Below are 13778 nucleotides of genomic sequence, written 5' to 3'. Positions count from 1 at the left end.
ATTTACTTTTAGCCATAATAAAAACTCCCCCAAAGGAAAACAGATTTTTTATTTCATCTGTCTACCTTTAGGGGAGCATATCAGTTTGCCGGTGCTTTTTTTGATTCTACCAAATTGAAAATGTAAACCTCCTGTCATAAATGAATACACTTTTCCATACAATCTAGTAAGCATGAAACAGGAGGAAAAATAGAATGAAGAAAAAATCGGCCTTTCAAAACGTAGCAATTACTCATTTCAATGAACATTCCTCATTGTATGTATTTATCATTGTCTTATTTTTGATGGGGGTCATCTTCGGGGCAGTCATCGTGAATAGCTTAAGTTTTACTCAGAAGGAAGATCTGTTTTATTATTTAGGACAATTTTTCGGACAAGTTTCAGAAGGGGATTTATCACCATCTTATGATATGTTTTTACAAAGCCTGCAGCATAATATGAAATATATCGGCCTAATATGGTTATTAGGAGTTTCAATCATCGGCATCCCGGTAATATTGATATTGTTGTTTTTAAAAGGGATGGTCGTTGGATTTACAGTAGGTTTCCTAGTGAATCAAATGAGTTGGAGTGGATTTGGGGTAGCGTTTGTTTCAATTCTTCCACAAAACATTTTGATTGTGCCTGTCTTTATTTTTATCACCACGTTAGCGCTATCTCTTACTATCAAAATTGTTCGTCGTATCATTATGAAAAACGTACGTGAGCCATTGAAACCTATTATTATTAAATATGTATTTTCCTTATTAGTTAGTTTCATGCTTTTGGCAGGTGCTGCTGCGATAGAAGCTTATTTTTCTCCAACTCTTATGAAGATGGTTATTGGTGATAATTTTATCAATAAATAACATTTACTATATAATAATAATTATAAAAACTTATTTATAATAATTGTATTTTGACAGTTCCCTCCCATTTGATATAATAGTAAGGAAGTGGCGAGGGAGGGATTATTGTGGAAACAAGAATTGATAGAATAAAAAAGCAGTTGCACTCGTCCAGTTACAAATTGACTCCTCAACGGGAAGCTACCGTCCGAGTTTTACTAGAGCATGAAGAGGATCATTTAAGTGCTGAAGACGTGTACCTCCTTGTAAAAGAGAAATCGCCGGAAATTGGGTTGGCAACTGTATACCGAACGCTAGAATTATTAACTGAACTTAAAATAGTCGATAAAATCAACTTTGGTGATGGTGTTTCACGTTATGACCTTAGACAGGAAGGGGCAGCTCATTTCCATCATCATTTAGTGTGTATTGAATGTGGTGCTGTTGATGAGATTCAGGATGACCTGTTAGAAGACGTTGAAGCGATTGTAGAGCGTGATTGGAACTTCAAAATTAAAGACCATCGATTGACATTCCATGGAATCTGTCATCGTTGTCATTCTAAAGAAGAAAATAACGAAGAAGAATAAATACATAAAAATGCTTTGTTTTCTTATGATTTTTAGTGAGAATATAAAGCATTTTTTATTTTGTTATTTTAGTAAAATCTATTGCTAAATTGGTGATATATAACTTTAACAATCGGAGTTGATTGTAGCGTAGAGCCTTAACTCCTCGAGGAAGCCGATGTCCTGCGGGAAGTAGAGGGAAGTGTGAGACCCACAGACGGTAACGTCGAGTGGGCTCACACCCTCCCAGCGGAGAGAAAGTACTAAGAGCGGAAATTAACAGACAAACATCAATAAACAACAATCGATGAGAAAAGAGCCGAAAACTAAGTTAAGTGAATCGTCCTTTTTCCTCCAAAGAACGTATAATTCTTGTCCAACGTGGCATAGATTGTAATATCAAGTGTTCGGAGGAAAGACAAATGAAGCAATCCATTAAACTAATTATGCATACGACAAAAGTATTTGTTCTATTCGTAGGCTTTACTATTCTTTTTTATTTTGGAATGGTATGGTTAAATCAAGAATATGAGAATTATCATCGATACGATGAACCAAATGGGACCGCGATTAAGGCTTCAGCTACCGTAGAAGAGGAGGGTAACTGGATTGATCGCTTGAAGTTGTTCTATATGAGTGGGGAGTAATGAATGCAGGATCAAATTCGTGATTTCATACATTTTTTAACCGTTGAAAAAGGACTTGCGAAAAATACGTTAGTCTCATATACAAGAGATTTAAAATCCTATCAAAAGTATCTTCAGCAAATCGAGCAAATTACAAAATGGGATACGGTTTCTAGAGGACAAATTGTCCAATTTCTTGGGCATTTAAAGCAACAAGGCAAGTCTTCAAGGACATTAGCAAGGCATATCGCTTCCATTAGATCCTTCCATCAATTTTTGTTAAGGGAAAAAGTAACTGACCAGGATCCTTCTGTACATATTGAAAGTCCTCAACCGGAACGCTCTCTACCAAAAGTGATGAGTATGGAGGAGGTAGAAGCTCTTCTTGAGGTTCCAGACAAAAATGACGTATATGGAGCGCGAGACAAAGCCATGCTCGAATTGTTGTATGCAACAGGTATGAGGGTTAGTGAACTGATTGGTTTGGATGTTTCGGATGTCCATAGCACAATGGGCTTTGTACGTTGTGTGGGGAAGGGGAATAAAGAAAGAATCATTCCAATCGGTCGAACTGCACTATCTGCAATAGAACATTACCTAGGAGCAAGTAGACAAACGCTCATGAACCGAAAGAATAAAACAGAGGCTCTGTTCCTTAATCACCATGGCAATCGGCTAACACGCCAAGGCTTTTGGAAAATCTTAAAAAAGCTTGCTAATGAAGCTAGGATTGAAAAAGAGCTTACGCCACATACATTAAGGCACTCGTTTGCAACACATTTATTGATGAATGGGGCAGATTTGCGATCGGTTCAAGAAATGTTAGGACATGCCGATATTTCGACTACTCAAATTTACACACATGTGACAAATGTAAGGTTGAAAGATGTCTATAAAAAGTTCCATCCTCGTGCATAAAAATTACTAGATTCAAAGCTTAATAGAATTGCAAAAGAAATTAGTGTACCCTGATTTCTTTTGCAAAAATTAATGCAATGGTTCCCATTTCTGGTTCAAGCGCAGTCAAAAGGGAATCATACGAGTCCAATGATGCCGGTTTCCGGTACAAGCGCAGTCAAAAGGGCATCATACGAGCCCAATGAAGCCCGTTTCCGGTACAAGAGCAATCAAAAGGGAATCATACGAGCCCAATGATGCCCGTTTCCGGTACAAGCGCAGTCAAAAGGGAATCATACGAGTCCAATGAAGCCCGTTTCCGGTACAAGCGCAGTCAAAAGGGAATCATACGAGTCCAATGATGCCCATTTCCGGTACAAGCGCAGTCAAAAGGGCATCATACGAGCCCAATGAAGCCCGTTTCCGGTACAAGCGCAATCAAAAGGGAATCATACGAGCCCAATGATGCCCGTTTCCGGTACAAGCGCAGTCAAAAGGGAATCATACGAGCACAATGATGCCCGTTTCCGGTACAAGCGCAGTCAAAAGGGAATCATACGAGTCCAATGAAGCCCGTTTCCGATACAAGCGCAGTCAAAAGGGCATCATACGAGTCCAATGATGCCCATTTCCGATACAAGCGCAGTCAAAAGGGCATCATACGAGTCCAATGATACCCATTTCCGGTACAAGAGCAGTCAAAAGGGAATCATACGAGCACAATGATGCCCGTTTCCAGTTCAAGCGCAGTCAAAAGGGAATCATACGAGCACAATGAAGCCCGTTTCCGGTATAAGCGCAGTCAAAAGGGAATCATACGAGTCCAATGATACCCATTTCCGGTACAAGCGCAGTCAAAAGGGAAACATACGAGCCCAATGATACCCATTTTCGATTCAAGCGCAGTCAAAAGAGAATCATACGAGCCCAATGATACCCGTTTCCGGTACAAGCGCAGTCAAAAGGGAAACATACGAGTGCAATGAAGCCCGTTTTCAGATTAACGAAGGAAAGGGTACAGTAAAGAAAATACTAGTTGAAGGTTTTGTGAATATTAATGGAGTTATCTTTACTTTGATTTGATGAATCGTTTACAATATAGAGGTCAGACTTCCGACAAATATATAATATAAAAAATGGTTATTTCTACTCTTTCAAGGGGAAGATACAGAATTAGATACGACTAAGATTATAATGGGAGGATCACATGAAATCATATAAAAATTTCAAGCGTATTTTCTTGGTGGTTATGGACTCCGTAGGTATCGGTGAAGCACCAGATGCTGAGAAGTTTGGAGATAAAGGGTCACATACATTAGGGCATATTGCTGAGAAAATGAACGGCTTGAACATGCCGAACATGGAAAAACTAGGGCTAGGCAATATAGAAAAGCTACAAGGAATCTCTGAAGTTGATGAACCTATGGCGTACTATACAAAGATTCAAGAAGCATCTAATGGAAAGGATACAATGACAGGTCACTGGGAAATCATGGGTCTGAACATTCAGACTCCTTTCAAAGTTTTTCCTGAAGGTTTTCCAAACGAATTAATCCAAGAATTAGAAGAAAAAACTGGTAGAAAAATCATTGGAAATAAACCAGCGAGCGGCACTGAAATATTAGATGAGCTCGGAAAAGAACATATGGAAACAGGAGCGTTAATCGTGTATACGTCTGCTGATTCTGTATTGCAAATTGCTGCTCATGAGGAAGTTGTACCTTTAGATGAGCTATACAAAATTTGTGAATTAGCACGTAAAATGACATTGCGTGAGGAATATATGATTGGGAGAATTATCGCTCGACCATTCGTGGGGGAAGAAGGAAACTTCAAGCGTACTTCGAATCGCCATGATTATGCTTTGAAACCATTTGACCGAACAGTCATGAATGAATTGAAAGATTCCGGATATGACGTTCTTGCTATTGGCAAGATTTCTGACATTTTCGATGGAGAAGGTGTAACCGAATCATTACGTACAATTTCAAATATGGATGGCATGGACAAACTGCTTGAAACAATCAATATGGATTTTACAGGCTTAAGCTTCTTAAACCTTGTAGACTTTGATGCTTTGTTTGGACATAGACGTGACCCGATTGGTTATGGTAAAGCATTAGAAGAATATGATGTGAGACTGGCAGAAGTATTGCCAAAACTTCAAGATGAAGATTTACTCATTATCACTGCGGACCACGGAAACGATCCAGTCCATCCAGGGACAGACCATACTAGAGAATATGTTCCATTATTGATGTATTCAAAGTCATTACAGGCTCCTGGAAAGCTGCCAATCATGGATACGTTTGCTGATATTGGAGCAACAGTGGCAGATAATTTCGGCGTGAAAATGCCAGTGTACGGGAAAAGCTTTTTACAAGAATTGAAATAGAACGGAGAGAAAACTATGTTTGAACAAGCTCAAAAAGCGGCTCAATATATTGAAGCAAAAATAAGTAATAAACCGGAAATCGGTCTGATTCTTGGTTCTGGTTTGGGAGTATTAGCAGACGAAATTGAAAACCCTGTTAAGATTCCTTATGAAGAAATTCCAAATTTCCCAACGTCAACTGTTCAAGGTCACGCAGGGCAATTAGTCATCGGTGAACTAAATGGGAAAACAGTTATTGCCATGCAAGGCCGTTTCCATTTTTACGAAGGCTATGCAATGGATAAAGTAACGTTCCCTGTAAGAGTGATGAAATTAATAGGTGTTGAAAAACTAATTGTAACAAATGCCGCAGGTGGCGTGAATGAAAGCTTCGTAGCTGGAGATTTAATGATTATTACTGACCATATTAACAACTTTGGAACAAATCCATTAATGGGTCATAATGATGAAAGATTCGGGCCAAGATTCCCAGATATGTCCCAAGCGTACGATGCACAGTTCATTTCAATTGCTAAAGAAGTAGCAAGAAAACAAAGCATCGATGTTAAAGAGGGTGTTTATGTTGGTAACTTTGGACCAGCTTATGAAACACCAGCCGAAGTAAGACTTGCACGCATTTGGGGTGGAGATGCAGTAGGCATGTCGACAGTTCCAGAAGTAATTGTGGCTCGTCATTCTGGAATGAGAGTACTAGGTATTTCTTGTATCACGAACATGGCTGCAGGAATCCTTGATCAACCACTATCTCATGATGAAGTGATTGAGACGACAGAAAAAGTAAAATCAAGCTTCTTAAGCTATGTAAAAGAATTAGTTGAGAGCATTTAACAACTGATAAAGGATGGTATACCAACATGAGAATGGTTGACTTAATTGAAAAGAAACGTGATGGACTTGAACTTACAACTGAAGAAATTTCATTTATAATCAATGGATTTACGGATGGAAGTATCCCTGATTACCAAATGAGTGCACTTAGCATGGCGATTTTCTTTAAAGGTATGACTGAAAAAGAACGTGCAGATTTAACTATGGCTATGGTTCAATCAGGAGATCAAATTGATTTGTCGGCAATTGAAGGTATTAAGGTAGATAAGCACAGTACAGGTGGTGTGGGTGATACAACTACACTTGTACTTGGACCTCTAGTAGCTGCTTTAGATGTTCCTGTTGCTAAAATGTCAGGTCGTGGACTTGGTCATACAGGTGGAACGATTGATAAGTTAGAAGCTGTTGAAGGTTTCCATGTGGAAATTGAAAAAGAAGAATTCATTGAATTAGTAAATAAAAATAAAATCGCGGTAATTGGACAAACAGGGAATCTGACTCCTGCTGATAAAAAGTTATACGCTTTGCGTGATGTTACAGCAACAGTTGATAGCATTCCATTGATTGCAAGTTCCATCATGAGTAAGAAAATCGCTGCTGGTGCAGATGCAATCGTTTTAGATGTAAAAACAGGTGCAGGAGCATTCATGAAAACAGTGGAAGATTCTGAAGCCCTTGCAAAAGCGATGGTAAGCATCGGAAACAATGTAGGACGAAAAACAATGGGCATTATCTCTGATATGAGCCAACCTCTTGGTTATGCAATCGGAAATGCATTAGAAGTAAAAGAAGCAATTGATACATTAAAGGGTGAAGGTCCTGAAGATTTAACTGAACTATGTCTAGTTCTAGGTAGTCATATGGTTTACCTTGCTGATAAAGCATCTTCATTAGAAGAAGCAAGAAAAATGCTAGTTGAAGTAATGGAAAATGGAGCGGCATTAGAAAAGTTTAAAATATTCCTTTCTTCACAAGGTGGAGACGGATCTGTTATTGACGATCCAACAAAGCTACCTAAGGCACAATTTACTTTTGAACTTGAAGCTAAAGAAGACGGCTATGTGAAAGAAATCGTTGCTGATGAAGTAGGTACAGCAGCGATGCTTCTAGGAGCTGGCCGTGCGACGAAGGAATCCGTGATTGATTTAGCAGTAGGATTGATGCTGAATAAAAAAATCGGAGACAAAGTGAAAAAGGGTGAATCTCTAGTAACGATTCATAGCAATTTTGAGGATGTAGAAAAAGTTAAAGAAATGTTATATGAAAACATTATCGTTTCATCCGAAAAAGTCGAAAAACCAACACTTATTTATAAAGAAATCATGGAGTAATCAAAAGGCTGTTCCCAACGATTTGGGAACAGCCTTTTTGATTACATATCAAATTCCAAAAACTCAATTCTATTTCCAAATGGGTCGTTAACAAAAAAACGTGACCTTCCGTCAATCGGAGTATCTTCTTTAATGACTACACCGTATTCCTCTAAACGGGCATGTAGCTGTCCAAGCTCCGTTATCGTAAAAGCGGGATGTGCCTTTTTGGCTGGGCTGAAGTCTTGTTCCACTCCAATATGAAGTTCCTGGTTACCAACCTTGAACCAAACTCCGCCTCTTCCCTGTAAGGATTCAGGTTTAGGTATTTCTTTCATGCCAAGAATGTCTCCGAAAAACTTTCTTGCTTCCTTTTCACAACCCTTAGGAGCTGCCAGCTGGATATGTTCAATTCCTAAAATTCTAAAACTCATAAAAGTAAGTCCTCCTAAAAAAGCTTTCTTTATCCAATTCTAGATAAGATATTTTTTCCCTTTTTATAAAAAGTAAAATCCTTGATTGGTTGAATATTAGAATGATTTTTCTATAGAGAACAGTGTTTCAGAAATGAGTCAAAAAATAATTATATCTCTCCAAAGAGGAAACATTTGTATAAAACAATTTAAATTGGAAAAAATGGGAGCTATCACTGATTGGAGGGTTTGGAGATGAAACGCTTTATTTCAATATGCCTAATTACTACATTCCTGTTTGGCTTTACAATCTCATCAGCATTTGCTGCAGAGAAAAAAGGTGCAGATCTTGCGGAACAGTCAAAGTCTGCAATCTTGATTGAACGCGATACAGGAGCGATTTTGTATGAGAAGAATCCAGATGAGCAACTTCCACCTGCCAGTATGACAAAAATTATGACCATGGTATTGATAATGGAAGCACTCGATACTGGAAAGTTATCAATGAAAGAAAAAATTCGTACAAGCGAGTATGCTGCTTCAATGGGCGGATCACAAATTTTTCTTGAGCCTGGCGAGGAAATGACTACGGAACAAATGCTTAAAGGAATCGCAATTGGGTCAGCAAATGACGCATCCGTCGCCATGGCTGAGAGAATAGCCGGTTCAGAAGAAGCATTTGTAGAGATGATGAATGACAAAGCAAAAGAGTTAGGATTGAAACATACAAAGTTCCAAAATGCAACAGGGTTACCTGCAGCTGATCACTATAGCACTGCTCACGATATGGCAATGATGGCAAAAGAATTATTGAAGTACGATACTATCACTAGATTTACAGGAACGTATGAGTCTTACCTTCGTGAAAACACAGACAAGAAATTCTGGTTGGTAAATACAAACAAACTCGTTAGATTTTATACAGGTGTAGACGGCTTAAAAACGGGTTTTACCAATGAAGCAAAATATTGTTTGACCGCTACTGCAAAAAAAGGAAATATGCGAGTAATCGCAGTTGTATTTGGGGCACCTTCACCGAAGGAACGCAATGCACAAGTAACAAAAATGCTAGACTATGCCTATGCCCAATATATGACCCATCCTGTGTATGAACGTGGATTCCAATTAAAAGATGTCTACGTTAGCAAGGGGAATGAAAAAACAGTTGCAGCAGTAACGAGTGAACCGATTTCCGTTCTAACGAAAAAAGGAGAAAGCATCAAGAATATTAACAAAGTAGTTGAAATAAAGAAAAACTTAAAAGCACCGATTCAAAAAGGTGATGAAATTGGAACTCTTAAAGTCGTCAAAGACGGAAAAGTCATGGTTGAATCTCCGATTGTAGCTAAGAAGAACATTAAAAAAGCTAATTGGTGGGATCTTTACAAGCGAGCATTTAGTATGTTCACCTTGACAGATAGTAAGTGATGGAAGTGTATCCATTTTCGGTTTGTTGAATTTTATCGAAATTCGGCTAGTTTTTAAGAATGGACACTAGTTTTGTCATCTTGAAGGATATTGCATCATGAATATAGAAATTGACTCACTATAAGACAGTGAAGGAGGCTGTAAATAGTGGGTCTTGCTATTGACTTAGAGATTAAGGAAGATGTGTTATGCATCCGACTGAAAGGTGAGCTTGATCATCATACTGCCGAGGAGTTGAAGGATAAAGCCTCTTCAGCCATCGAAAAGCATGGGATTAAGCATATTATCTTGAATTTAGATGAACTTTCATTTATGGATAGTTCAGGCTTGGGCGTTATCCTTGGACGCTATAAACAAATTAAACAGAATCATGGTGAAATGGTAGTGTGCGCAATATCCCCAGCAGTAAAGCGATTGTTTGATATGTCTGGTTTATTTAAAATTATTAAACAGGAACCATCAGAGGAAAATGCTTTACATAGATTGGGGGTTGCGTAATGAAGAACACTATGGATTTACAGTTTTCAGCATTAAGTCAAAATGAATCGTTTGCAAGGGTGACGGTTGCAGCATTTATTGCCCAGCTTGATCCAACAATGGATGAATTAACAGAAATTAAAACGGTAGTTTCAGAAGCGGTAACAAACTCAATCATCCATGGATATGAAAATGATCCAAAAGGAATTGTTTATATCTCAGTTAGTATTGAAGGAAATACAGTTGAAATGACTATTCGTGATGAAGGAATTGGAATTGAAGATATTGAAGAAGCACGTCAGCCTTTATTCACGTCAAAACCAGAACTTGAACGTTCAGGGATGGGCTTTACGATTATGGAAAACTTTATGGATGAGCTGAGCGTCGTGTCTCACAAAGGAGAAGGCACGATTATTCGATTGCGCAAACAGTTGATGAATAGCAAAGCTTTATGCAATTAAGGGAGATCTGCTTATGGATGTGGAGGTCAAAAACAGCAAGCAAACGGCCCATTTAAAGGATGAAGAAGTAAAAAATTTGATCCGCCTCAGCCAGAATGGGGACCAAAGCGCCCGAGACACCATAGTGAAAAGCAACCTTAGATTAGTTTGGTCAGTCGTTCAACGTTTCTTAAATAGAGGATATGAGCCGGATGACTTATTTCAGATAGGATGTATCGGTTTATTAAAATCAGTGGATAAATTTGATTTATCCTTTGATGTCAAATTTTCTACGTACGCTGTTCCGATGATTATTGGTGAAATCCAACGATTCATTAGAGATGACGGCACGGTGAAAGTTAGCCGCTCTCTAAAAGAAATGGCGAATAAAATACGCAGGGCAAAAGAAGAGTTGACTAAAGTCGTTGGAAGAAATCCTACCGTGAATGAACTGGCTGAGTTCTTACAAATTAGCCCGGAGGAAATTGTACTTGCCCAAGAAGCTAGTAGAATGCCTTCTTCCATTCATGAAACAGTGTATGAAAACGATGGTGACCCAATTACCTTATTGGACCAAATTTCTGATAACCAAGAAGGAAAATGGTTTGAAAAACTAGCACTAAAGGATGCCATCCTTGAACTGGATGAAAGAGAGAGACTAATCGTCTATCTTCGCTATTACAAGGATCAAACACAGTCTGAAGTAGCAGATCGGTTAGGTATTTCTCAAGTACAGGTCTCGAGACTTGAAAAAAAGATTTTACAACAAATGAAAGTCCGTATGAATGATTAATTCATACGGATTTTTTGTCGTTTTTTTAAAAAAAGATAGAAAAAATGGAGATTCACCCTTGTCTTTTTTGTGGGAAACGAATATTATATTAAAGGTTGTTATTAATATTCGTATTTTATAGATTGTTATTGTCACTAGCCTAAACCGTGGAGGATATAGATAATGGAAAGATATTTTCAATTAAAAGAATTCGGAACTACTGTAAAAACAGAGGTACTAGCAGGGATTACTACCTTTTTAACAATGGTTTATATCGTAATTGTTAACCCTGCCATCCTTTCTTCTGCAGGTGTCCCATTTGAACAAGTATTTATGGCGACAATTATTGCTGCAGTAACTGGAACATTAATAATGGGCCTTGGAGCAAAATATCCAATAGCAATTGCTCCTGGAATGGGGTTAAATGCATACTTTGCAAGTGTTGTAGGTACACAAGGTTTATCCTATCAGACAGTTTTTGGTGCTGTCTTTGTAGCAGGTTTAATTTTTATTTTGCTAAGCGTAAGTAAATTAAGAGAACTGTTAATCATGGCGATTCCATCCAGCTTAAAATACGGTATCACTTCAGGCATTGGATTATTCATTGCATTTATTGGATTGAAGTCAGCAGGAATCATCGTACCTAATGAGGCGACGATGATTACGTTGGGAGATTTGCAAAATCCTGTAACAGTTTTATCAATATTTGGTTTATTACTTACTCTCGTATTAATGTCTAGAGGGATTAATGGAGCTTTATTCTTTGGAATGATTATTACAGCTATAGTTGGATATTTCTTTGATATGCTCCATTTTAAAGGTATTGCCTCTATGCCACCTGCACCAGTATTCTTCGATTTAGATTTAAGTGGTGTATTTTCAAACGGATTATATGCTGTAATTTTTGCTTTTCTCCTTGTTACGATATTTGACACGACAGGTACAATGATTGGTGTTTCTGAGCAAGCAGGATTAATGAAAAATGGTGCATTTCCTCGAGCGAACCAGGCGTTTTTAGGAGACTCTTTAGCAACGACGGTTGGAGCAATGTTCGGTACAAGTCCATCAACGGCTTACATTGAGTCCAGTACAGGGGTTGCAGCAGGTGGTAGAACAGGATTAACTGCGGTAGTAGTAGCCACTTTGTTTGCGGTTTCCATGTTCTTCTCACCGTTGATTTCAGCAATTTCAGCATTACCTGCTATCACAGCACCAGTATTGATTATTGTAGGCTGCTTTATGATGGAAGGTTTGGCAAAAGTGAAATGGAATCAGTTCGATGATGCCTTCCCAGCTTTTATCATTATTTTGACAATGCCATTAACATCCAGTATCGCAACGGGTATAGCAATTGGCTTCATTACGTATCCATTACTGAAACTATTTAGTGGAAAAGGTAGTCATGTACACCCCTTGATTTATTTCTTCGGTATTGTTTTCCTAATCCAAATGATTTTCTTCCCAGCTCATTAATTCAAATGAAAAAGCATCGACCAAATGGTTGATGCTTTTTTCATGTTTTACTTTAAGAGAGTATAAATTGGCAGCAAAGAAGCATGACCCCGTAATGGCTAATTTGAGGAATACAGTATAAGTGTTTCTAGGCTTTCGCCAGCTAAGGCTCGGCGCTAGCCAAGTTTTCTAATCACTACTAGTAAATTATGGTTCCTTTCCTTTTGTATGTACTTCTTGGAAAAAAAGCATAATAAAGCTACAACCTTAAAGTGTGCGGGGTGAAAGTAAAATGGAAAATGTCATTTATATCCGGATGAGGCACCGTGTACAGTTGCGGAAGGATCATCGAGTAAAAGTAAAGGACATTGCCAGGGTTGTAGGACCTGATCATGTAGTGAGCCAGGTGGAAGAAATGGATATCTATCAAATTACTGATGGAGATCAAAATATTGTAATCATTGATTTCATTCAGTTGTTACACATAATCTTGCAGAAGGTTCCACAACTAGAATTGCAGGGGATTGGACCAACTCAGACGATTATCGAAGTCATCCATGAAAAGAAAAAAATGAATATTCCTTTTTTCATCATTGTATGGGTACTGCTTTTTGTAGGTGCTGCACTTGCAATCATGAATTTTCATGAAGACGTGAGTATGCAATCCGTCCACCAGAAACTGTATACCATCATAACTGGAAAGGAAGAGGAAAAGCCCCTTCTTTTTCAAGTTCCTTATAGTTTTGGATTAGGGCTAGGGATGATATTATTCTTCAACCACTTTTTTAGGAAAAGATTTAATGAAGAACCTAGCCCATTGGAAGTGGAAATGTTCAATTATCAACAGGATTTAGACCGATACGTTGTAATGAATGAAAACAAGGAAAGTGTGAAACAGTTAGATGACAGGTGAAATCTTGCTCATACTTTTTATTGGTTTTGCAGGTGGACTTGCTGTAGGTGCCGGATTTGTGGCTTTTTTAACCGTGTTAGGTGTAATACCTCGCCTTACACAATTAACCAAAACAATGAAAATGATTCATTATTATGAGTTAGCTGTCGTCTTGGGAGCTGTATTAGGGGGATGGGTGAGCCTTCGTGATTCAATTCTTGGTCTTCCGCAATTGCTTTTGATTTTCATGGGACTTCTTAGCGGAATATTTAATGGAATGCTAGCCTCTGCCCTGACAGAAGTGCTCAACGTATTGCCTTTGCTAGCAAAAAGAGTTGGCGTACAAGAGAAAATCGTCTATCTATTGATGGCGATTGTATTTGGAAAAATCTTCGGATCCCTATTTCAATGGATATACTTCGTCGACCGATAAGTTTCTATAAGGAAAGGAA

Annotated in this window: 15 protein-coding genes; 14 read left to right on the top strand and 1 reads right to left on the bottom strand. The window is 38.3% G+C overall.

Annotated elements, in window-relative coordinates:
* Positions 1-194: 194 nt before the first annotated feature.
* The 7 genes from spoIIM (at position 195) to DBX25_RS18945 (ending at position 7473) form a co-directional block, all read left to right on the top strand.
* Positions 195-848 (top strand): stage II sporulation protein M, encoded by a 654-nt coding sequence (gene spoIIM / locus DBX25_RS18975; RefSeq protein WP_108672328.1) that lies wholly within the window; start codon positions 195-197, stop codon positions 846-848.
* A 107-nt stretch (positions 849-955) separates the two neighbouring features.
* Complete coding sequence (fur, locus tag DBX25_RS18970; RefSeq protein WP_108672327.1) at positions 956-1417, top strand: ferric iron uptake transcriptional regulator; 462 nt, start codon at positions 956-958, stop codon at positions 1415-1417.
* A 401-nt stretch (positions 1418-1818) separates the two neighbouring features.
* Positions 1819-2043 (top strand): YqzK family protein, encoded by a 225-nt coding sequence (locus tag DBX25_RS18965; protein ID WP_108672326.1) that lies wholly within the window; start codon positions 1819-1821, stop codon positions 2041-2043.
* Between the two features lie 3 nt (positions 2044-2046).
* Complete coding sequence (gene xerD, locus DBX25_RS18960; protein ID WP_108672325.1) at positions 2047-2940, top strand: site-specific tyrosine recombinase XerD; 894 nt, start codon at positions 2047-2049, stop codon at positions 2938-2940.
* Between the two features lie 1186 nt (positions 2941-4126).
* A complete protein-coding gene (deoB, locus tag DBX25_RS18955; protein ID WP_108672324.1) occupies positions 4127-5314 on the top strand; it encodes a phosphopentomutase in 1188 nt (395 codons plus the stop codon).
* A 15-nt stretch (positions 5315-5329) separates the two neighbouring features.
* Positions 5330-6142, top strand: a complete 813-nt coding sequence (locus tag DBX25_RS18950; RefSeq protein WP_108672323.1) for a purine-nucleoside phosphorylase — start codon at positions 5330-5332, stop codon at positions 6140-6142.
* A 26-nt stretch (positions 6143-6168) separates the two neighbouring features.
* Complete coding sequence (locus DBX25_RS18945) at positions 6169-7473, top strand: pyrimidine-nucleoside phosphorylase (RefSeq protein WP_108672322.1); 1305 nt, start codon at positions 6169-6171, stop codon at positions 7471-7473.
* Between the two features lie 41 nt (positions 7474-7514).
* Here the strand turns inward: DBX25_RS18945 and DBX25_RS18940 are convergent, their stop codons facing one another.
* On the bottom strand, positions 7515-7886 hold the full coding sequence (locus tag DBX25_RS18940; protein WP_108672321.1) for a VOC family protein: 372 nt from the start codon (positions 7884-7886) through the stop codon (positions 7515-7517).
* 234 nt (positions 7887-8120) lie between these two features.
* Here DBX25_RS18940 and DBX25_RS18935 point away from each other — a divergent pair, with 234 nt between their 5' ends.
* The 7 genes from DBX25_RS18935 (at position 8121) to DBX25_RS18905 (ending at position 13759) form a co-directional block, all read left to right on the top strand.
* On the top strand, positions 8121-9293 hold the full coding sequence (locus DBX25_RS18935; protein WP_108672320.1) for a D-alanyl-D-alanine carboxypeptidase family protein: 1173 nt from the start codon (positions 8121-8123) through the stop codon (positions 9291-9293).
* Between the two features lie 147 nt (positions 9294-9440).
* Complete coding sequence (gene spoIIAA / locus DBX25_RS18930) at positions 9441-9791, top strand: anti-sigma F factor antagonist (RefSeq protein ID WP_108672319.1); 351 nt, start codon at positions 9441-9443, stop codon at positions 9789-9791.
* A complete protein-coding gene (gene spoIIAB / locus DBX25_RS18925; protein WP_108672318.1) occupies positions 9791-10231 on the top strand; it encodes an anti-sigma F factor in 441 nt (146 codons plus the stop codon). Before spoIIAA ends, spoIIAB begins: the two co-directional genes overlap by 1 nt.
* 13 nt (positions 10232-10244) lie before the next feature.
* The gene (gene sigF / locus DBX25_RS18920) at positions 10245-11003 is read left to right on the top strand and encodes an RNA polymerase sporulation sigma factor SigF (RefSeq protein WP_108672317.1); all 759 of its coding nucleotides are present in this window, start codon (positions 10245-10247) and stop codon (positions 11001-11003) included.
* Between the two features lie 162 nt (positions 11004-11165).
* Positions 11166-12455 carry an NCS2 family permease gene (locus DBX25_RS18915; RefSeq protein ID WP_205685265.1) on the top strand — a complete coding sequence of 430 codons (1290 nt, stop codon included), beginning with the start codon at positions 11166-11168 and terminating at the stop codon, positions 12453-12455.
* A 271-nt stretch (positions 12456-12726) separates the two neighbouring features.
* Positions 12727-13347 (top strand): stage V sporulation protein AA, encoded by a 621-nt coding sequence (locus tag DBX25_RS18910; RefSeq protein WP_108672315.1) that lies wholly within the window; start codon positions 12727-12729, stop codon positions 13345-13347.
* Complete coding sequence (locus DBX25_RS18905; RefSeq protein ID WP_108672314.1) at positions 13337-13759, top strand: stage V sporulation protein AB; 423 nt, start codon at positions 13337-13339, stop codon at positions 13757-13759. The genes DBX25_RS18910 and DBX25_RS18905 overlap by 11 nt, the downstream gene beginning before the upstream one ends.
* Positions 13760-13778: the final 19 nt, after the last annotated feature.

This window comes from Peribacillus acanthi, from assembly GCF_003073175.1.
Classification (GTDB): domain Bacteria; phylum Bacillota; class Bacilli; order Bacillales; family DSM-1321; genus Bacillus_BN; species Bacillus_BN acanthi.
This window is presented reverse-complemented; position numbering and strand designations above follow the sequence as displayed.